The organism is Psychrobacter sp. AT9 (genome assembly GCF_047272965.1).
Lineage (GTDB): Bacteria > Pseudomonadota > Gammaproteobacteria > Pseudomonadales > Moraxellaceae > Psychrobacter > Psychrobacter glaciei.
The window spans coordinates 2,233,323-2,254,733 of sequence record NZ_JBKOTW010000001.1 but is presented as its reverse complement, the minus strand read 5'-3'; the positions used below and the strand labels follow the sequence as shown (position 1 = coordinate 2,254,733).

Here is a 21,411-nt window from a genome sequence, read left to right as displayed (position 1 = left end):
GAATGCCACTTGACCGTCATTCAATCTTGGCTGTATCAACAGCAAAAAAATTAAATACCCCGCTCAAAGCTAGTGTTGTTCTTTTGACTGCTGTGATCCTAGCCTCATGTTCAACGAGTGGAGGAGATAATTCTATTGCTCCAAAACCAACCCCTGTTTTACCAGGGGTGGAAGATGGAGAAACTGGTGGCGGAGAAACTGGTGGCGGTGAAACTGGTGGCGGTGAAACTGGTGATGATACAGCAGCTATCAAAGCAGCAGAGGCTAGAGCCAAAGATGCAGAAGCTAAAGCGGTAATTGCAGAGAGTCAGACAAAAATTGCACAAACTAAATTGGCAGAAGCTACAAAAGCACTAGATACGGCGAAAAAAGATGCACAAGAAAAAATTGATGCTTTAGAAAATGCATCAAAATCAGAAATAAATGCTGCTAAAAAAGCGGCACAAACTGCTCAAGATGCACTTAAAACCGCTGAAGAGACATTTAAAGTAGAATCATCTAAAGCTGTTGCCGCTGCTAAAGCAGAAGCGGCAGAAGCTAAAATCGCAGCAGAAGCAGCAAGAGCAGAAGCTGTAGCTAAAATTGAAGCAGCCGCAAAAGCCTCTAAATCACAAGTTGACTTGGCTAAAAAAGCTGCCGCAGAAGCAGTAGAAAAAGTAAAAGTCGCAGAAGACAAAGCTAAAGAAGCAGAGGTTAGAGCGAAGACGGCGATAGAGGCTGCAGAAGCAAGAGTAAAAGCGGCTGAAGCTATCGCAAAAACAGAATCGGAGAAAGCCAAACAAGAAGCCAATGCCAAAGTGACCGCGGAAGCAAAGGCAAAAGCAGCAGAAGAAGCTAAAACAGAAGCAGAAAAAGCAACTGTAGCTGCAGAAACCGCTCGTGCTAAAGCCGAAGCTGCTAAATTAGAAGCAGAAAAAGCTTTAGAAGAAGTTCTAGCAAATGGTGGTGGTTCGGAAGCTTTACAGAAAGAAGCCGAGCGCAAAGCAAAATTAGCAGAGCAAGCCCAAGCTCAAGCCCAAGAGGCCCAAGCTGTTGCTCAAGCTGCTCAACAAGCTGCCGCCGCTCAAGTCGCTGCTGCTCAGCAAGCCCAACAAGCTGCCGAAGCCGCATTGGCAGCAGCAGCCATCAAGAATGCGCCTGAAGCCACTAAATCAGGTGTTCAGTCATTGAACATCGACCCATCAGCTGCTGGCTTACCTAACGCCTTTATCGCTACTAGTCGTGACTTTAATACTACCGCAAACAGTGTTGAAGCTCGAGCAGACACTGCCTCAGGTGGTCTATTACCAATCGTCAATATTACCACCTCTGGTACGAATGACACCAACTTACAAAACGGATTTAAATCTCACGATGACAGCACTGATATTACAACCGCCCTTGGTGTACTGCCACTAACTTATACCTCAACCTATAAAGACTTTGGCGATGACATGCGCATCGGTCACATTGATGGTGCAGCCGCTCTTGGTGCAAATAAGCTACCAGTGAATGGCGTTGCAGTAGTCGGTAATGCTACCCAAGCTGCTAACATGCCGACCGAAGGTAAAGTTGGCTACACAGGAGATGCCACGTATCGCAAGCTGGGTATCGGTAATGACATCGAGTTTGGTAAATCAGTATTTACTGCTGACTTTGTCGCTCAAAACGTTAAAGGCGATCTCACCTTCGACAAAGCCGGTAAGATTGGTTTAACAGCGGGTATCAATGGTAATCAGTTCTCAGGTACTGCTGCTGACAATGCAGGCTACAGTACCGAAGGTGGATTCTTTGGTGGTGACGCGCAGTATCTAGGCGGTGTCTATGAGGGTAAAGGCGCTCAAGGTACTTATGGTGCAAAGAGTGACAAACAAACCGCAGCAGAAAAAGCAGCTGACAAGGCGCAAGCTGATGTTAAAACAGCTCAAGCGGCAACCGCTGCCGCTCAGGCACAAGCTGCTGCTGCCCAAGCTGCTGCAGACAAAGCCAAAGCTGATGCTACCAAGGCGCAAGAAGCCTTGGTAGCTGCTGAAGAAGCTTTAGCAAATGCTGGTAATGGTGAGAATCAGCTAGCAGCCGCTCTAGAACGTGCCGCCGCCGCTGAAGCCGCAGAAGAAGCTGCATTAGAAGCCGCTGAGACTGCAAAAAATGCCAGAGCCGCTGCCGAGACTGCAAAAATCGCAGCAGAAACAGCTGCCAAAGCTGCGAAAGATGCAGCAGATAAAGCTATTGGTGAGGCCAAAGTTGAAGCGGATAAAAAAGTAGCCGCAGCCAACCAACAAGTAGCCGATGCTAAAGTACGAGCGGATAAAGCTGAGATTGATGCTAACACTGCTAAAGCTGCAGAAGCTAAAGCTAAAACAGAAGCAGCGGAAGCTAAAGCCAAAGCCGACATAGCAGTGAAAGCAGCCAATGCCAAAACAGACCTTGCTAATCAACAGGCTGCAGATGCTCAAGCTCAAGCCCAAACTGAAAAACAAAAAGCCGCTGCTGCCCAAGCAGAGGCTGATAAAGCTAAAGGTGAGTTGGTAACAGCACAAGCCGACTTAGCCGCAGCCGAAAAAGCACTGGCAGATGCATTAGCTTCAGGTGGTGGTAACACCGAAGCCCTGCAAGCAGAAGTAGACCGTCGCCAAGCCGCCCTTGACGCGGCGAATGCTAAAATCATTGCTACCGAGCAAGCACAAGCACAAGCCGCCGCTGCTGCCGCCGCTCAAGTCGCTGCTGCCCAATCTGCCCAACAAGCGGCTGAAGATGCCTTAGCAGCAGCTAAGATCAAGAATGCTCCTGAAGCGGAGAAGTCTGGTGCTCAATCTATCAACGTTGGTACATCAGTTGCCGGTCTTCCTGATTTTGTAGTAACGACACGTGATTTTGAAATTGGTGAAAATAATGTCATAGCTCGCGCTGACGTAGCTTCTGGAGATCTACTGCCCAAAGTTGACGTTAATATTTCAGGTGAAGGAGATACCGAGCTTGCCAACGGTTTCAAGAGCCATGATGACAATACTTCTATCACAACAGCTTTAGGTGAGTTGCCATTAGAATACACCTCAGTCTATAAAGACTATGGTAATGACATGCGCGTCGGTCATATTGATGGTGCAGCAAACCTACAAGGCACTGACATTCCTGTAAATGGCGTAGCTGTCGTTGGTAATGCCACCCAAGCGGCGAATATGCCGACGGAAGGTAAAGTTGGCTACACAGGAGATGCCACGTATCGCAAGCTAGGCATCGGTAATGACATCGAGTTTGGTAAATCAGTATTTACTGCTGACTTTGTCGCTCAAAACGTTAAAGGCGATCTCACCTTCGATAAAGCCGGTAAGATTGGTTTAACAGCGGGTATCAATGGTAATCAGTTCTCAGGTACTGCTGCTGACAATGCAGGCTACAGTACTGAAGGTGGATTCTTCGGTGGTGACGCGCAGTATCTAGGCGGTGTCTACGAAGGTAAAGGCGCTCAAGGTACTTATGGTGCAAAGAGTGACAAGCAAACCGCTGCAGAAGAAGCAGCTGATAAGGCGCAAGCTGATGCTGATAAGGCGCAAGCTGCTATCGCTAATGCCAATGCCCAAGCTGCTGCTGCCCAAGCTGCTGCCGAAAAAGCCAAAGCTGATGCTACCAAGGCGCAAGAAGCCTTGACTGCCGCTGAAGAAGCCTTAGCAAATGCTGGTACAGGAGATGGTGGTCTTGCTGCTGCATTGGCTCGTGCTGAAGCTGCAGAAGGCGCTGCATTAGAAGCTGCTTCTACAGCCGACGCTGCCCGAATTGCTGCGCAAACGGCTCAAATGGCTGCGGAACAGGCTCAAATTTCGGCTGAAAAAGTGGCTGAAAAAGCAGTAGGGGATGCCCAAGCACAAAAAGAGGCTAAAGAAAAAGCACTGCAGGCTCAAGCAGTAGCAGAGAGCGCCAAAGCTGTGGCAGAAGCGGCTAAGATTGAAGCAGAGAATGCTAAAACTGAAGCTTTAAATGCTAAAGTGAGCGCTGAAGCAGCAAGAGATGAAGCCATAGCGAGAGCAGAGGCTGCGGAAGCTGAAGCGTTAGAAGCCGCTAATAAATTTACGGCTCCAGATTCAAGAGTATCGGGTTTTCAAAGTACTTCTGTAGGCTCTGATGACGGAATTTTTGACAACAACTCCAATAGCTATAACCAACTAAAGGTTTATGCTAACGAAGTTGATGGCAGAGCTTCCCTAAAACCAATCGATGTGAAGCTAAGAGGCGCAAATAATGGCGCTGCTGACAACACTTATGGTACAGGCAATAACGGTTTTAAAGAGCACAAAGGCAGCACGTCATTTGAAGGTCGTTTGGGGGGTACTATTCACAAGCGAGATATGAATTACTCTTCAGTGTATAAAAACTTTGATAACCAAATGCAGATTGGACATTTAGAAGGTGACATCAAAAATGGCATATTGTATAAGAGCCATTTGTCTAATACCTATGTCCAAGGTAATGCCACCAACCTTGGTGATATGGACAAATTAGCCAACGTAAATGAAGGTAAGGCCAATTATGAAGGGGTGGCTACCTATGCAGAAGGTGGAAAAATCGCAGTCGATGGTACTTCTAAGTTCGATGTTGACTTTGTCGCCAAATCAGTGAAAGGCGAGCTGGACTTTGCTGACAAGCAGGTTGATATCAATGCGACTATCTCCAATAATACCTTTGCTAGTGAGCAAGGTGCTGCTGTCAATACTGTCGGTGGTTTCTACGGTAAAGGTGCTAGCCTACTAGGCGGTGTCTACGAAAGAGAGACTAAAGATAACTATATCAAAGGTACTTATGGTGCTTCTAAAATAGATCCAACAGTTGAAGTAGTGCCTGACCCAACAGAATCTAAAATGACTGGATTCCAATCTACGGCGTTGAGTAGTAAAGAGAAAACGCTACCACTGGGTCAAGGTCAGCTTGATAATGCTATCGGCTATGTTGAAATTCGCGACGATAAATCGGCTTGGACTGAACTAAAAATAGAAAATGGTTCTGAGGTTCCAGTAGATAATCGCAAAGGTGATAACTTTACTAGCTTCAGTAAAGGCAAAGTGCTTGCCGACATGGTCAAGCCAGATACTGTATTAGAGCCTATCACTGTCAATTTGACGGCTGCAAGTGGTGAGCAGAAAGTTGAAGCAGGTAGAGGTAGTTTGAATCCGACTTACCAATATAATGCTGTCTACAAGAACTTTGATTCACAGATGCAAGTCGGTCATGTTTATGGCAATTTAAACTCAATTGCAGGAGATGTCTCACGCGCTGCTAATGTCTATGTAGAAGGTTACTTAACTTCTCAGGCAGGTATGGAAAGTCTTAAGAATGTTAACGCAGGTAAGGCGCAATACCAAGGTATGGCAACTTATATTGAAAACATTCATTTGGCTGACAATGCATCTACTGCCCCAGTCAATGGGACTTCTGCTTTCAATGTCGACTTCGTTAGTGGCTCAGTGGATGGTACGCTCTCATTTACTGGTACGGGCTATAAGTACATGCCAGCTGGCAACGAAATAAAAATCGATGCCGATATTACAGGAAACACCTTTGCTGGCAATAAAAATGGCATTGACACCGCTGGCGGTTTTTACGGTAAAGAGGCTCAGTTCTTAGGGGGTATTTATCAAGATGCTTCAGTACCAGGTGGTAGCGGTGATGTTGCTGGAACAGGTACCAAATTCCAAGGAACCTTTGGTGCTGAAAAGCAATAAATCGCTGTGACTATATAGAGTAAAGAAAAAGCGTCCTGGGGCGCTTTTTCTCTCGCTTAAACCATTAAAATCCCTTAGGATAATTAAGTTTGGAAATTTACAGATCGTAATTTGGTAAGGATACCTATGAACAATCGATATATACGTAAACCTTTAACAGCTTCAATTCTGCTATCTATAATGGCTTTTCCTCTATCGGTCATGGCAGCAGAGCCCGTATTAGAAGAGATAGAACCAGAGCTTGACCAAGCTGCCGAACTCCTCAAGCGTGAGAACCAAACCGCTGTATCAGACCCTACAGCACCTTCTACCGTCGTCTCGGATACAGAGGCACAACGTGCTATCAGAAGTCGTCAGCAACTTGCTGCCGCCACCGCTTACAATTTAGAAGCCTTAAAAGCCAATCCAGCAGCATTTAGCAAGTATTTAAACGATGCGTTGGCTGCACAGGATATGGTAACCGTCAAAGAATTATTGCCGCATTATAAAGCACTAGAAACCAATGACCCGATGCTTATTAATTTTGCTGATGCACTCGTATATCGTAGTGAAGCTAAAAACAAGCAAGCCATCGCCATCTATCGTAATATGCTAGCGGCAGACCCAGACTTCCACCCAGTACGCCTGAATATGGCGTTGGCTCTGCAAGCAGACAAACAGTATGCCGCCGCGAAAGACCAATTCTTAAAGCTACAATCAGTCGACTTACCGGCACCTGTTATGGCTAGGGTTCAAGGCTCATTGGCTCAGATAAACAGTCTCGAAAACTGGCGTTTTGACGCCTCTGCCAGCTACGTCAAGGATGATAACATCAATGATGCGCCATCAAAGACTATCCAATCTCAATTAGGCAACTCAGTTGAGCAGAAGTCAGCCAATGGTATTCAAGTATCAGCCAGTGCAAACAAACGCTTTAATTTACCTGATAACTTTTATGCCACGGTAAGTGGTAATGCCTCACTAAAAGGCTATTGGGATGAGACTGACTATAACGACTATTTATTCACGGCTTCTGCTGGTGTCGGTTATGATGATGCCAAAAATGATATCTCTCTCACGCCATTTGTGACGAAACGATACTATGATGAAGAGCCATATAGTCTACGCAAAGGCGTCACTGTTAGTGGTTCTCGCTGGGTAAAACCTAAGCTGAAGCTATCAGCGACTGGCATTTTATCTAAAGAAACGTTTGAAGATGACGACAATAAAAACCGCGAGACTGACGGACAGTTTTTGGGTCTAAATGCATTCTATATTAAAGACGCCAAAGAATACTTTTATGGTGGTCTTGGTAATTATCAAAACGACGTACCCAAATCTAGCATTATCAGCTATGACCGCAACTCTGTAAACGTTGGTTGGGGTCGTGAGTGGAAGCGAGGTATTTCTACCCTAACGACAGCGGGCTACGCTGTAAAAGAGTACGATGACCCGTCTGACTCTTACCCAGCAGGTAGTGGTGCTTTAAATGGTTACTACAATGCTGTCGGTGGTAAAGTTGGCTCGACAAGAGAGGACAAGACCACCTCATTAGGCTTACAAGTCTGGAAGCGTGACTTAACTTTTTATGGTCTGACACCGCGACTGGTATTTGATTATGATCAGACTTCCAGTAACTTTGATTATTATGATGATCGCGATGAGAAGTCGGCAACCATATTGTTAACCAAGACCTTTTAATACCTTATAGCTAGGGCGTGTATTTAGCTAGGGCATGTACTCATCTCCATTGCTACTCTTAAAATGAGAACACACCCTAATATAATTGCTCATAATAAAAAACCTCGCCAATCATGGCGAGGTTTTTTTGATAGTGATAAGATTATTTACTTATTTACTTATTTACTTATTTATTAAGGTTCAGTTCCATTTCTTCAAACTTAGCAGTTACTGAAGGTTTTGGACCGCCAGTCATAATACTAACCGCGAAGATAGCGATGGTACTTAAGATGAAGCCTGGAACGATAGCATATAACCAGCTATTTAATGCCATACCATTCATCTCGAAAGGACCATAGATCCACAGGATAACAGTTAAGGCACCAATTACCATACCAGCGACCGCACCGTTACGGTTCATACCGCGCCAGATTAGGCTGAAGATAACCAAGGGTCCGAATGCTGCACCAAATCCTGCCCAAGCGTTAGAAACTAAGCTCAATACTGAGCTATCGGGATCAGAGGCGAGCAAGATAGATACAACCGCTACCGCTACAACCGAGATACGACCCACTAGTACTTGGCGTGCTTCAGGAGCATCTTTATCGAAGAATAGCTTGTAGACATCTTTAGTCAGCGAGCTTGATACCACCAATAGCTGCGATGAAATGGTACTCATAATCGCAGCTAAAATAGCGGCTAATAAAAACCCTGAAACCAGCGGTGTGAATAAAAACTGTGTAAAGACTAAGAATATGGTCTCAGGATCATCCAAGGTCATTGCGGTTTTTTGTACATAAGCACGACCAGCAAAACCTGTCATTAAAGAACCAATTAAGCTGACAACCATCCAGCTCATACCGATATTACGGGCCATTGGTACGTCTTTGACCGAACGTATTGCCATAAAACGAACGATGATATGTGGTTGACCAAAGTAGCCAAGCCCCCATGCCATTAATGAGATAATACCAATGATAGTCATGCCACTGGTGACATCTAATAAACTTGGATCAATGTTTCGAACGGCTTCAGTCGTTGCTGATATACCGCCAAGATCTGTAAAGGCAACAACTGGTACGATCACCATTGCAAATAACATGATGACGCCCTGTACAAAGTCAGTCATCGATACCGCTAAGAAACCACCGAATAGGGTATAGGCAACGACAACACCAGCAGTTACCCAAAGGCCCGTGCTATATGATAAGTTGAGTGAGCTTTCGAAGAGTTTACCACCACCTACTAGACTTGCAGCGGTATAAACGGTGAAAAATAAGATGATAACGATTGCTGATATGACACGCAGCATGTGCGATTTATCTTCAAAGCGGTTGGCGAAATAGTCAGGCAAGGTAATCGCGTTGTCAGCGACTTCGGTATAAACGCGAAGGCGCGGTGCCACAATGATATAGTTCAATAAGGCACCTAGTGTCAAACCAAGTGCGATCCACATACTTACGACACCATCGGCATACATATAGCCTGGTAGGCCAAGGAGCAACCAACCTGACATGTCCGACGCCCCTGCTGATAATGCAGTGACTGCGGGACCTAAATTACGTCCTCCTAACATGTAGCCTTCAGTATCATTGGCTTGCTTAAAATAAGCGTAAATGCCAATCCCAATCATCACTAAGAAGTAGGCGCCCAACGATATCAGCACGCCACTAGAAATCCCATTCATATAAACTGTCCTTAACCAACGTTGTTGGCTGTAATTATTTTAACTATATAAAATTAAGTCATCACAAGATGATGTTTATAAAAAATATTTAAAGACAAAAAAAGCCATTAAGTAGGACATAATGGCTTTTGACTTTTAGTCAGTATTTTCTGTTAGTTTTATATGATTGATACTGTTTTAAAAGTAATATTCATAAAATAGTGATTAGAGGACAACAAGCGTGGCTCAATCGCAATCTTGTCTATCGCCCTTATCTGCTAGTTTTTTACAAATGCTACTCACTTATATAATCAATCATTTAAAACCATTAAACCTACTGTTTACCATCATATATTACTCGAAGTCTTCAAAATATGACTATCAGTGTTATTCTGGTAAATTTATGTTATAAAAAACAAAGCCAAACGCATTATAACGTATGGCTGTTAAAAATGCGAACAACCGAGCTTGGCTTTGTAAAGTAAAGCTTTATACAAAGCCAAGCTCGGTTTTAAACCATCATTTGCTACTTACTAAAAGCCGTTCAATCAATTGGGGCAAGCAAGTCTAATAAGGCAGTCACGCTACTAGAGCGAGTCAGCTTTGGATTGATAACCACACCGAGGTAACGCTGTAGCTCAATATTATCTGCCATATTGATGCGCTCTAAATCTTGACTGACCAAGGTTTGAGGTAATACTGACCATCCTAGGCCAACAGAAACCAACATCCGAATGGACTCAAGTGGGTTGGTACTCATGGTGGCATAAGGTTTTAGATTATGCTTGGCAAACTCAGCTAAGGTAATTTGGCTGGTAAAAGTATTGGCAGAGGGCAAAATAGCGGGATAGCGGGCCAATTGCTCTAAAGTGACATTGGCTTTGGTCGCTAAAGGCGATAGAGTGCCGGTCATAAAGTAGAGTGGGTCTGACCAAAGCGTGTGATACGTCAAACGCTTATCGTAGACAGGTGGCAACGTTAGGAATGCTAATGATAAGTCACCATCTAACACCGCCTTGTGCGCCGTTTCAGAGTCGACAAAATGAACTTCTAACTGCACCGCAGGATAGGCTTGAATAAAGTGCTTGAGCACAGGAGCCAAATGATGCAAGCCAATATGGTGGCTGGTGCCAATGACCAATTTACCTGACACAATGTGCTGAGAGTGTTGTAAATTGATTTTGAAGTTCTCATAATCGTCGAGCCAGCGCTTGGCGTGCGGCAGCATTTCACTAGCGGCTTGAGTCGGCACAATACCGCGACCGACCGTATCAAACAACGTAATGTTAAACTCATCTTCTAAATTTTTGATGCGCTTACTGACGGCAGGCTGAGTAATAAAAAGCTTTTCTGCTGCGCCTGAGATGCTGCCTGTGTGCATAACAGTGACGAATGTCGTCAAATTCGTGGTATTCAAACCGATGTCCTTAGCTGCGTAGCGAGCTATAAATAAAAGTTGGCTGACCTAGTCACAATGTATTAGAAATAAAAGTTTGCGACTACGTAAAAATCATCAATTATTATTATAGGATTAGCCTGCTATAATCACAAGGTATCAAGACGTATTAATTCTATTAACTTGGTAATTAGCCGTCCAATGCCTGTATTGATGGCCAGTTTTATCAATTTACCTGAAAACTCATCAATTGGTGTTGATATAAATGTGTGATAGACCAATTTAATAAGTATGATTTGTGAAAAGTAGTTTTGATAAATAGTAAGTTTATTATGAAAGGCGTCAGTAACATAACGCACTTTATGAATAAAATGCGTGTCTTTAGATAAAAGTGTCAATTAGATAAAAATTTCAATAATAACCTTGCTTGCTGTTGTGTGAGCGGGTAAATAGATTCAGTGATTAGCAACTAATAAAGGATAGCAACATGGCCGGTCAAACGTTATATGACAAACTTTGGAATGCTCATGAAGTCACCAAGCGTGATGATGGTTCGAGCCTGATTTATATCGACCGCCATCTACTGCATGAAGTAACGAGTCCACAAGCCTTTGAAGGTCTGGATCTGGCCAATAGAGCGCCATGGCGTCTGTCGGCTAACATCGCTAGCCCTGATCACAATGTGCCAACGGTGACCAAGGAGCGTTTAGAAGGCGTCGCAGGTATCAAGGATAAAGTGTCGCGTTTACAAGTACTCACCTTAGATGACAATTGCACTAAGTTTGATATTGCTGAATTTACCATCAATGATGCCCGTCAAGGTATCTTGCATGTGGTTGGTCCTGAGCAAGGTTTGGTTTTACCTGGTATGACCGTGGTTTGTGGTGATTCGCATACTGCAACCCACGGTGCACTTGGCTGTTTGGCGCATGGTATCGGTACATCAGAAGTCGAGCATGTGTTGGCAACGCAGTGTTTGATTCAAAAGAAATCAAAAAACATGCAAATTCGTGTCACGGGTAAGCTTGGCGCTGGCGTGACCTCAAAAGATGTGGTACTTGCTATTATTGCCAAAATTGGTACCGCTGGCGGGACAGGGCATGCCATTGAATTTGCAGGGCAAGTCTTTGAAGACATGAGTATGGAAGGTCGCATGACCGTCTGTAACATGGCAATCGAAGCGGGTGCTCGCGTTGGTATGGTCGCGGTCGATGGCACGACCATTGATTACGTCAAAGGCCGTCCTTATGCACCAACCACTGAGCAGTGGGAGCAAGCGGAAGCTTACTGGCGTACCTTGTATTCAGATGATGACGCAGTATTTGATACGGTGGTTGAGCTGGATGGTAGTCAAATAGCGCCACAAGTCTCTTGGGGCACCTCTCCTGAAATGGTTGTTGATATCACACAGTCAGTACCGACGCCTGATCAAGCCGCCGATGAAGCGCAAGAAGAAGGTTGGTTACGTGCTTATACCTATATGGGATTAGATGCTGGCCAAAAAATCACTGACATCCAGCTTGATCGTATCTTTATTGGTTCGTGTACCAATTCGCGTATCGAAGATTTGCGCGATGCCGCCGCCGTGATTAAAGGTCGTAAAGTCGCGGACAATATTAAAGAAGCCATCGTCGTGGCGGGTTCTGGTCAAGTTAAACTACAAGCCGAAGCAGAAGGTTTGGACGCCTTGTTTACTGAAGCTGGTTTTGAATGGCGCGAGCCGGGTTGCTCGATGTGCCTTGCCATGAATGCCGATAAGCTTGAGCCACAAGAGCACTGTGCCTCGACCTCTAACCGTAACTTCGAAGGTCGTCAGGGCAATGGTGGTCGTACGCATTTGGTCAGTCCAGCAATGGCAGCCGCCGCCGCATTGGCAGGTCACTTTGTCGATGTGCGGACGTTTTAAGACTGATACGCATCAATAAAATATAATTGACAGGAATTATTATGCAAGCTTATAACACCCAAACAGGTATCGTTTGCCCACTCGATCGCGCAAACGTCGATACCGATCAAATCATTGCCAAACAGTTTTTGAAGTCTATTAAACGTACTGGCTTCGGTGTCAATCTATTTGATGATTGGCGCTATCTAGACGAAGGCTATCCGGGTCAAGACAATAGCACGCGAGTGATTAACCCAGACTTTGTCTTAAACAAGCCGCGTTATCAAGGCGCGACTATCTTACTGGCACGCCGCAACTTTGGTTGTGGTTCTAGTCGTGAGCATGCGCCGTGGGCATTGTCAGAATACGGCTTTCGTACGGTGATCGCGCCAAGCTTTGCCGATATTTTTTATAACAACTGTTTTAAAAATGGCATGCTACCAATTGTCTTGGACGAGGCAATTGTAGATACCCTAATGAAAGATACGCTTGCTAACGAAGGCTATGAGCTAACCGCCGATCTTGAGCGCCAAGTGGTCATTACTTCAACTGGGGAAGAGTATCCTTTCGAAGTCGATGAATTTCGCAAACATTGCTTGCTAAATGGGTTGGATGATATCGGCTTAACGCTACAGCAAAGTGATGCTATCAAAGACTACGAGCATCAAATGATGCAAAAAACGCCTTGGATATTTAATCAAGTACGCGCGTAGAGAGTAACTCATAGACCAGTGGCTATAAAAAACCGATGAACAATAGTAACGCAGCGTTGAGTTATCGTGATGAACTGGCTAGAATGAAGGGTAATTTATCTTCCATATTAAATAGTAGCCGTCATTATGAATAAACAACGTTATGCTGTCTGGACAAGTATGGCTGTCGCTGTAAGCTTATTGTTAACAGGCTGTCAGTCATTGACGGGCTATAAACAAATAGACAAGGCAGATAGTGCCAAGGTGCGAGTGGGAAATATTCAACCTATCACGGGTGAAGTGAATATTTCTTGCATAGGCACCTACCACTGCGAAATTGTGCAGATAGATAAAACCTTAGTGATTGCATCGGATACCCACGAGCCGGTCAGTCCTGACATGCTGGTTATCATGCCTATGAATAAAACCGATCAGCGGGCACGAGCACAGATGAACATCGACATGACGCCACTTTCTAATAAAGATGCTGTCAAAATCGTTCCGTTATCTGCTTCTGGTATGCCAGGACTGACCAATTACTACGCGCGGGTTAAACCTGCAAAACGCGAAGTACAGGTAAATTTCTATCCAGAAAACAACGTCGGCTATGTTGAACGTTTTGCGATTATTCATGATTTCGTCGAGCCAGGCACTTATCAGTTACATGCTTATCAAAAAAAATCTAGCGACAACTCAGGGAGCTTATTAGACACGGCATCGCCTGAGCCTTTATGCATTGAGCTGTCGCAAGACAGTAATTTGCAGCGGCGCTTTTGTAAACAGCTGGGCGCTGAGCATCAAGGGGAATTTGTAGAGACCAGCATTATTGAGAAAAAGTCCACTCCATTAAAAGCCGTGGCTTGATACCTAGACTCTCAATTGGATGGCTCTGCAAAACCTAGCTTAATTAAAGACAACAACCTCTTCTGTGATGGCTATCATTATTGATGGTGGTCTATTATCGATAGTGGTGGTCTTATAGAAGACGGTAATACAGCGTTAGCAGTACCTATTATAAAAACTTACTTACCCAAAAGGATCAGTATGGCAACGATTTTAACATTAGCGGGCGATGGTATTGGCCCTGAGATCATGACTCAAGCTGTTGATGTGCTCGAAGCGATTAATAAGAAATTTTCGTTAGGTTTGACCCTTGAATCTGGGTTAATCGGTGGGGTGGCAGTCGATGCAACGGGTGAGCCTTTACCAGATGAGACACTAGCACGTGCGCGTGCTGCTGATGCCGTATTACTAGGTGCAGTTGGTGGGCCTAAATGGGATGGTATCGAGCGTAGCAAACGCCCTGAGCGTGGTCTGCTTAAAATCCGTAGTGAGCTGGGTTTGTTTGCCAATCTACGTGTGGCAAAGCTGTATCCGCAGCTTGTCAATGCCTCTAGTATCAAGCCTGAGATTATCTCAGGTCTCGATTTACTGATTGTCCGTGAATTGACGGGCGGTATTTATTTTGGTGAGCCACGCGGTATCCGCACGTTGGAAAACGGCGAGCAACAAGGCTATAACACCATGGTGTATAGCACCAGTGAGATTCAGCGTATCGGTAAGGTCGCCTTTGAATTGGCGCAAACACGCGCACAGGCAGCAGGTACGCCAGCCAAAGTTTGCTCGGTAGATAAAGCCAATGTCCTAGAAGTCACTGAGCTGTGGAAGCAGACAATGATTGAGATGCAGCAAGCGGACTATAGCGATGTGGCGTTATCGCACATGTATGCTGACAATGCTTGTATGCAGCTGATCAAAAATCCCAAACAGTTTGATGTCATGGTGACGGGTAACATGTTCGGCGATATCTTGTCTGATGAAGCGGCTATGTTGACAGGCTCTATCGGGATGCTACCGTCTGCCAGTCTTGATGCCGCTGGTAAAGGGATGTATGAGCCATGTCATGGTTCAGCCCCTGATATTGCTGGTCAAGACAAAGCCAATCCATTAGCTACGATTCTTTCTGTCGCGATGATGCTACGCTATACCTTTAAGCAAGAACAAGCTGCCCAAGCGATTGAGCAGGCAGTCAGTGATGTTCTTGATGATGGTTTGCGCACCCTTGATATTCTAGATGCCAGTGAAGCCGCCTTAAAACAAGTAGGCTGCAAAGAAATGGGGCAAGCGGTGTTGGCTAAATTGGTATAAAAAACCACGCTAATAGCTGCTAAGGTTTCCACCATATTTTAGCTGTCTTATTTCGAGATCAACTCCCATAAATTGCTCAGCAGTTTATGGGTTTTTTATGCGCCAAGGATTTAGCTGGACTTAAAAAAAGTACCGAAAAATACATTAGTAATTTTAGTCAAATGGACGTCGTATTAACACAGACACCGCAGGATAAGGCGCTTAGTAACACAAAACTGTTATATGCTCACAAGGGAATATGGCAATATAAACAACTTATCAGCAATCAGTAATAACTTTTATTCATGCAAAGACTGCTCATAAAGAATTAAAACGATAGAGATCAATAGTAGATTAGAGTAATAACACTTGATAAAGAAATTTTGATAAGACAAATAATAATTTTAGGAGCACTACATGTATCAACTGACAAAAATAAGCACTGCGTTATTGGCGATCGGTTTATCAACCACTATTTTCATAGGTCAAAGCGTGGCAGCAACCACTGAAAATATGACAGCGACCGATGAAAGCACGCCATCAAGTAGCAGTAGTAATGTTGTTAAGACTAGCGATAGCACTAACAGCACTATTGCTAATGAATCTGCTACCAATACACCTGCCATGGAAGCGACTAGTAGTACAGTGAAAGATAAGTCCACTGACATGAGTCCAGTGACCAATGGCGTTAGTCAAAAACTGACAGGCAAGAGTAAAACTACCGTATCACTGAATAAATTTTTACCCACGATTAAGTACAGCACAGAAAATTTACCAGAGATTGCTCAAAAAGTGAATAGCGCCAATTGGCAGACGGGGATGAATATTAATCGCAATACTGGCACCAAACTGCAAGCATTATTAAATTGGCAGCACAGTGGCGTGGGTCCTGTTGACGGCTATTGGGGCAAAAATACCCGCAAAGCCATGCAAGCATTTCAAAAAGCCAATGGCTTGACGGTCACAGAAACGTTGAATACAGAAACGTGGCAAGCATTGACTAAAAACGACAAGCTGATGGCGCAACCAGTATTGGTGAGCTATCAGCTGACTGAGGCGGACGTTAATATTAAAACCACCACTATCCCACCAGCGGCAAAAGAAAAAGCCAAGCTCGAGGGGATGTATTACGAAAGTGTGACCGAAGGGCTGGCAGAAAAATTTCATATTAGTGAAAAGTATCTAAAATCGCTCAATCCCACGGCCAGTTTTAGCGCAGGCGAAACCATCACCGTCTACAATCCTGGCAATCCTAATACCAAGCCTGTCAGCCGCGTGGTCGCTGATAGAGTGACCGAAACCCTCTATGCTTACGATGCCCAAGACAATTTGGTTGCCAGCTATCCAACTACTGTAGGCAGTACGGCGACACCATCGCCAACAGGCACGCACACCGTAGAAGTAAAAGTGCATGAGCCCAATTATACCTATACTGCCGATGACGGCAGTAAGGCGATTATTCCTCCCGGTCCTAATAATCCTGTGGGAATGGTATGGATTGGGCTAAGCAAACCCTCGTATGGTATTCATGGTTCGCCAGATCCTGCTCGTATCAGTCGCCAAGCCTCAGCAGGTTGTGTCCGTTTGACTAACTGGGATGCGTTAGCGCTGTTAGGCGTCATTCAAAATGGCGCGACAGTAGAGTTTAAGTAACGTTTCAGTATTAGGGCGTGTCCTCAATTCAAGCGATTGTATCTAAATGGGCTAAAAATGGCTAAATTTTGCCAAACATCGTCAAATAGCTGATTAATATCCCGATATTATTTGCACTATTTTCCTCGTTTGACGGCAATTTATCTCATTTTTATGACCATTTTTAAAATGAGGACACGCCCTAGCAAATCTTAAAAACCAGACAAAAAAATACCGCTGTTAAATAGCGGTATTTTTTATGGCAAAACCAGCAACTAGAATATGATAGGCAATAATGAGTAGGTTAGCAGTGTCATTATTATTATCAGTTAAACCACTCAAGAATTTATATTAGCCAAAACCGTTTATTCGTAAATGACAGGTTTCGATACAAACGCTGTTATAACCATTCTAGTTGATAATAATATTAGTTTTTGCCGCGATAAGTAATGCGACCTTTAGATAAATCATAAGGTGTCATTTCGACCTTAACTTTATCACCAGTCAAGATACGAATGTAATGCTTACGCATCTTACCTGAGATGTGCGCAATGATCTCGTGTCCGTTTTCTAAACGAACTTTAAACAATGTATTTGGAAGGGTATCAATAACTTCGCCTTCAAATTCAATAATATCGTCTTTTGCCATAATTTGTATCAATCAATTAAAAATAAGCCGACATTATACGTAAGTTTGCTGATTAAAGCAATACAGCCATAGGTTTTTACTTGACAGCTTGTAACCGTTATGTATACCAGCTTATATCAATCTAGTCAGGTAAATTCAACCAAATGGGCGTCAGAGGGGCATCCGGTAATAACTGCTGGAATCGTTCAGGATAGTAGGCGTTAATGAAATATAAACCATTTCCAGAGGCGGTAGGCGGTGCAATCGTACGGTCTTTTTTGGCTAAAATGCGTAAAAAATCTGCCGGTTCTAAGTGGTGCTTGCCGATGGCATACAAGGTGCCCATCAAGTTACGCACCATGTGGTGCAAAAATCCATCTGCTTGGATGTCAAAAACGATAAACTGGCCATGAGCAAATAACCTAGCATGACTGACGGTTCGTACTGGCTGATTAGATTGACAAGCGGCCGCGCGGTAGCTGCTAAAATCGTGAATACCAACGATATCGGCAGCAGCTAACTGCATCGCTGCCAAATCAAGTGGCTCATAGATGTGCGTTACTTGATGATTCAAAATAGCGGGGCGCTGTGCTTGATTGAGCGTGATATAACGATAGCGGCGAGCAATGGCGCCAAAGCGCGCATGGAAGTCCGCTGGCATCGGCTGAATCCAGCGCAGGGCGATGTCATCGGGCAGCAGGCTATTGACGCCGCGCAACCAATTTTGCGTAGGTCGATAAGCGCGGGTAGTAAAATGGGCAATCATATTGCTGGCATGCACGCTGGCATCGGTACGACCAGCGGCGATTACTTCTACCGGTTCGTTGGCGACCTTACCGATGGCAGTCTCTAGCGCTTGTTGGACACCGAGCACTTCTCGTTGACGTTGCCAACCGTGGTAATGAGTGCCCAAAAATTCAACCGCAATCGCTAAGGTATAAAAGGGTGAATCGTCAGACGCTATATGCTTAATCTCAGTCATGGTATGTTCAGAATGTATACAGTTGAGTAGGAGGTAGTGGTCAGTTAGCGTTTTTTGATGGTCGTACCAGCTTGAGTGACATTATTTAACCAGCGCTGTCGACGTCTGGTAGGACTGTCATAACGCAGTAATAGCCATAATAGGCGAGCGTAAATAGCGGGAATCGTTAAGCGCCCACCGGCTATCACATGATAGTCATACTGCCAACTACCCGCAGCATAACTGTCACTCACTCCGCCAAAAGGCGATTGGCTGGCACATATCACCATATGTCCATGCTCATAAGCAAGCTGTAGAGCTGCTGCTAATGCGTTTGAATAAGGAACATTGCCTGCACCAAACCCCAATAGCATAATGCCAGAGGGTGGCTGCGACAATAATGTTTTTAGCTGATTGCTCATCACCTCAGTGTCATTAGGCAAACAGTATAAAGCATGGATGCGGACTTGCTCAGCGCGACTTTGAATAGCATCAATTATATCGTACTGGTCATCCAGCCAATGCTGCCGTCGTGTATCTGGTAACGTTCTGATATAGCTATTGGCCGGATAAGCCGCTCGAGAATGTCCGGTAAATGCCATCAGATCGTGACTGTGTATCTTTTGCACCGTTTGTGCTGGCCATGACTCACCACTAAAGCAGATCTTAACACCAGATTCACCAGCTGCTGCCAGTTTTAAGGCATCCGTCAGATTGTCCCACGCGTCACTGTTCGCATCGACGCTATAGTTATGCAAAACCTCACTGTCTAACAATGGGCGCATACTTCCAGTCACAACGACACAAATATCACTGCCCGCAAAAGCTTCCGCTAAAAATGCCCCTAAATAACTTAAAGTGTCAGTACCAGTGATTAATACAAAGCGTCTGTCACCTTGTGCATAGGCGTTCATCAGGAGCGTGTAAAAATGTATAAAGTCACTGGGTGTGAGCTGGCTGCTGTCTTTAATTAGGGTATTGTCGAGCCATGAAATCTGAGGTAGATTGCCCGAACTATCTTGCTCAACTAGCAGTTGTTGCAATGTGGGTAGAAATATTTCTGCTGATAAAGGTGCTAAGGGTCGTCCGTAGCTACCAAAAGTGCCACCAGCATAAATGAGTTGAATGGGGTCGGATAAGTTTTTTGTCATAGCAGGTGATGGCATAATATTGGCACAGTCAAGGAAGGCAAAAAAAGAGACGAGAGAGCTTGGTAATGATAGGTAATATGATGATAGATAGTATAAAGGCTAAATGCAAAAAAAATCAGCAAGTATTTATTCTAAATGATTAGAGGATACTTGCTGATATTAGAAGAGGTTATTGACTATGCAGTGCGGTCAAGTAGCATTTGAGCTTGTTGCTGTTGCTCGCTATTACCTTGAGTCATGACTTCGTTTAGCAAACGTTTGGCACTGTCATATTCACCCAATTGCAAATATTGACCAGCCAAGTCTAAAGTGACTTGATTGCTATCCAAGGTTTTAACAAAATCAAAGTCTGCGGCAAAACGTAAAGAGAAATCTTCTTTTGTTTCGACTTCATTGTAAGTAACAATCTCACTGTCCACTGTACTTACATCATACTCAGCATCGACTGGAGTCGTCGCCGTTGGTGCATCTGCTAGCGAGTCAAAATCAAAATCATCGTTTGCTAATGTGTCTTCATCAAACGTCAATGGCGCAGTTGGTGCCATGCTTGATGCTTCAATATGAGTATTTTCTAAAGCATTATTATCAAGTGGCTGATCTTTAAGGCTACTGTCTTCAAAGCTACTGTCTTCAAAGTCATTGCTTTCGAAATTATTGTTTTCAAAGCTGTCGTTTTCAAGATCATTACTTTCGAAAATATTGTCTTTAAAGTTGTTCTCTTCAAGGATAAAATCACCTAGATCATTATCTTCTGCAAGAGCAGGCTGTTCACTTTCTAAGACATTGTCTATAGCAACTGATTCATCAATATCGTCTAAAGACAATACAAAGTCGTCGTCACTATTCTGAGTCACATCTGTTGTAGTTTCGCCAGTCGCCTTGGCAGCATTTATATCCACACCAGCCTCTAAGTCTGAAAAATCTAAGACAAAGTCTTCATCTTCTAACATGATGTCTTGAGGCGCACTGTCAGTAGTGGAGCTGACAGAAGGTTCAGTAATATTATCCGTCTGCTCAGGCAAATCAAGGCCAAAATCAAAGTCGCTGATATCGTTGTCTTGAATGATAGGCGTAGTATCGCTAGCATCTAGAGTCAGATTTTCCTCTTCGACGATGTCGACCTGACTGACAGGCATAACGCTAGTAGCGGTTGGCTCGTCGCCATCATTTTCTAGGTCATTAAGTGTCAGGTCAAACGTGTCATCGACATTTTCAATGGTAGGATTGACATCATTAAAGTCATCAGACAGTCCTGATTTTTCGGTAGGCTTATCGATTAGAGGTGTGACGCTATCTTCAGCAGTAACCATATCTTGAACAGTCGGTGTATTGACGACTTGGCTGGCAGGTAAGTCAAAACTCAAACTTTCAAAGTCAGTATTTTGAGTATCTTTTGCCGCTACCGCATACTGTGCTGCTTGGTTTTGCTCTTCAGTGAGTAATGATTTCAGTTCATCGGCTTGTGCGATGCTTTTTGGGTCACTGTGACTTTTAATGTCATCATAGACGCGATGAAAGTCATCTGTTTGATTGATAGTTGCGTATATACCTAAGAGCTTCAGCAATAACTGACTGTCATTGGGTTTTTCTATGAGACCACGGCTGAGTGTTTCAATGGCTTTGTCATAGCGCTGTTGATTTATAAAGCGCTGCGCAACCGATAGATTATCAAATTTGCCTTCGTTATCAGCACTTTGCTGCGTAGGACTGCGCTGCTTGGCCCCAGATGTAGGCGCTGGGTTGCTGGCTGCCAAATTCTTGTCGGCCTGCCCAGCCGTAGGTGCTGATGGCTTCTGCGCCTTGTTCTTGCGCATTACCAAGACGGCTATGATTAAAATAAGTACCAGTCCGGCGATGATATATAGCATATTGTCCATAGTTACTCCCACGCCTACGATCACTGTTGCAGCACACTGCGCTG

Annotated in this window: 13 protein-coding genes; 7 read left to right on the top strand and 6 right to left on the bottom strand. The window is 44.3% G+C overall.

Going from position 1 to position 21,411, the window contains the following annotated elements:
- Positions 1 to 2: 2 nt before the first annotated feature.
- Together ACMFL8_RS09350 and ACMFL8_RS09345 are read left to right on the top strand one after the other, a co-directional pair.
- Positions 3 to 5,693, top strand: a complete 5,691-nt coding sequence (locus ACMFL8_RS09350) for a transferrin-binding protein-like solute binding protein (RefSeq protein ID WP_413190781.1) — start codon at positions 3 to 5, stop codon at positions 5,691 to 5,693.
- Between the two features lie 126 nt (positions 5,694 to 5,819).
- Positions 5,820 to 7,373 carry a surface lipoprotein assembly modifier gene (locus ACMFL8_RS09345; RefSeq protein ID WP_413190780.1) on the top strand — a complete coding sequence of 518 codons (1,554 nt, stop codon included), beginning with the start codon at positions 5,820 to 5,822 and terminating at the stop codon, positions 7,371 to 7,373.
- A 166-nt stretch (positions 7,374 to 7,539) separates the two neighbouring features.
- Here ACMFL8_RS09345 and putP read toward each other — a convergent pair whose 3' ends face one another.
- Together putP and ACMFL8_RS09335 are read right to left on the bottom strand one after the other, a co-directional pair.
- A complete protein-coding gene (gene putP / locus ACMFL8_RS09340; RefSeq protein ID WP_189581061.1) occupies positions 7,540 to 9,039 on the bottom strand; it encodes a sodium/proline symporter PutP in 1,500 nt (499 codons plus the stop codon).
- A gap of 523 nt (positions 9,040 to 9,562) precedes the next feature.
- Positions 9,563 to 10,435 (bottom strand): LysR family transcriptional regulator, encoded by an 873-nt coding sequence (locus tag ACMFL8_RS09335; RefSeq protein ID WP_010199853.1) that lies wholly within the window; start codon positions 10,433 to 10,435, stop codon positions 9,563 to 9,565.
- A gap of 466 nt (positions 10,436 to 10,901) precedes the next feature.
- Between ACMFL8_RS09335 and leuC the strand changes: the two genes are divergently transcribed.
- From leuC to ACMFL8_RS09310, 5 genes are all read left to right on the top strand, one after another.
- On the top strand, positions 10,902 to 12,320 hold the full coding sequence (gene leuC / locus ACMFL8_RS09330) for a 3-isopropylmalate dehydratase large subunit (RefSeq protein WP_010199851.1): 1,419 nt from the start codon (positions 10,902 to 10,904) through the stop codon (positions 12,318 to 12,320).
- Positions 12,321 to 12,361: 41 nt separating this feature from the next.
- Entirely contained in the window at positions 12,362 to 13,012 is a 651-nt protein-coding gene (gene leuD / locus ACMFL8_RS09325; protein ID WP_210539932.1) for a 3-isopropylmalate dehydratase small subunit, read from the top strand.
- A gap of 126 nt (positions 13,013 to 13,138) precedes the next feature.
- Positions 13,139 to 13,855, top strand: coding sequence for a hypothetical protein (locus tag ACMFL8_RS09320; RefSeq protein WP_413190779.1), 717 nt, complete (start codon positions 13,139 to 13,141; stop codon positions 13,853 to 13,855).
- A 180-nt stretch (positions 13,856 to 14,035) separates the two neighbouring features.
- Positions 14,036 to 15,139, top strand: a complete 1,104-nt coding sequence (leuB, locus tag ACMFL8_RS09315; protein WP_189581070.1) for a 3-isopropylmalate dehydrogenase — start codon at positions 14,036 to 14,038, stop codon at positions 15,137 to 15,139.
- A 396-nt stretch (positions 15,140 to 15,535) separates the two neighbouring features.
- On the top strand, positions 15,536 to 16,771 hold the full coding sequence (locus ACMFL8_RS09310; RefSeq protein WP_413190778.1) for a L,D-transpeptidase family protein: 1,236 nt from the start codon (positions 15,536 to 15,538) through the stop codon (positions 16,769 to 16,771).
- Between the two features lie 406 nt (positions 16,772 to 17,177).
- Here ACMFL8_RS09310 and infA read toward each other — a convergent pair whose 3' ends face one another.
- From infA to ACMFL8_RS09290, 4 genes are all read right to left on the bottom strand, one after another.
- The gene (gene infA, locus ACMFL8_RS09305; RefSeq protein WP_021814850.1) at positions 17,178 to 17,399 is read right to left on the bottom strand and encodes a translation initiation factor IF-1; all 222 of its coding nucleotides are present in this window, start codon (positions 17,397 to 17,399) and stop codon (positions 17,178 to 17,180) included.
- 121 nt (positions 17,400 to 17,520) lie between these two features.
- Positions 17,521 to 18,360 (bottom strand): tRNA pseudouridine(38-40) synthase TruA, encoded by an 840-nt coding sequence (gene truA / locus ACMFL8_RS09300; RefSeq protein ID WP_413190777.1) that lies wholly within the window; start codon positions 18,358 to 18,360, stop codon positions 17,521 to 17,523.
- A gap of 44 nt (positions 18,361 to 18,404) precedes the next feature.
- Positions 18,405 to 19,490: an asparaginase gene (locus ACMFL8_RS09295; RefSeq protein WP_413190776.1), complete on the bottom strand. Its 1,086-nt coding sequence runs from the start codon at positions 19,488 to 19,490 to the stop codon at positions 18,405 to 18,407.
- 176 nt (positions 19,491 to 19,666) lie between these two features.
- Positions 19,667 to 21,367 (bottom strand): FimV/HubP family polar landmark protein, encoded by a 1,701-nt coding sequence (locus tag ACMFL8_RS09290; RefSeq protein ID WP_413190775.1) that lies wholly within the window; start codon positions 21,365 to 21,367, stop codon positions 19,667 to 19,669.
- Positions 21,368 to 21,411: the final 44 nt, after the last annotated feature.

What these genes read in the sequence shown, in the direction of transcription:
- ACMFL8_RS09290 (WP_413190775.1), bottom strand. Translation starts at nt 21,367, where the DNA reads ATGGACAATATGCTATATATCATCGCCGGACTGGTACTTATTTTAATC.
- leuC (WP_010199851.1), top strand. Translation starts at nt 10,902, where the DNA reads ATGGCCGGTCAAACGTTATATGACAAACTTTGGAATGCTCATGAAGTC.
- infA (WP_021814850.1), bottom strand. Translation starts at nt 17,399, where the DNA reads ATGGCAAAAGACGATATTATTGAATTTGAAGGCGAAGTTATTGATACC.
- ACMFL8_RS09345 (WP_413190780.1), top strand. Translation starts at nt 5,820, where the DNA reads ATGAACAATCGATATATACGTAAACCTTTAACAGCTTCAATTCTGCTA.
- truA (WP_413190777.1), bottom strand. Translation starts at nt 18,360, where the DNA reads ATGACTGAGATTAAGCATATAGCGTCTGACGATTCACCCTTTTATACC.
- putP (WP_189581061.1), bottom strand. Translation starts at nt 9,039, where the DNA reads ATGAATGGGATTTCTAGTGGCGTGCTGATATCGTTGGGCGCCTACTTC.
- ACMFL8_RS09350 (WP_413190781.1), top strand. Translation starts at nt 3, where the DNA reads ATGCCACTTGACCGTCATTCAATCTTGGCTGTATCAACAGCAAAAAAA.
- leuD (WP_210539932.1), top strand. Translation starts at nt 12,362, where the DNA reads ATGCAAGCTTATAACACCCAAACAGGTATCGTTTGCCCACTCGATCGC.
- ACMFL8_RS09320 (WP_413190779.1), top strand. Translation starts at nt 13,139, where the DNA reads ATGAATAAACAACGTTATGCTGTCTGGACAAGTATGGCTGTCGCTGTA.
- ACMFL8_RS09295 (WP_413190776.1), bottom strand. Translation starts at nt 19,490, where the DNA reads ATGACAAAAAACTTATCCGACCCCATTCAACTCATTTATGCTGGTGGC.
- leuB (WP_189581070.1), top strand. Translation starts at nt 14,036, where the DNA reads ATGGCAACGATTTTAACATTAGCGGGCGATGGTATTGGCCCTGAGATC.
- ACMFL8_RS09310 (WP_413190778.1), top strand. Translation starts at nt 15,536, where the DNA reads ATGTATCAACTGACAAAAATAAGCACTGCGTTATTGGCGATCGGTTTA.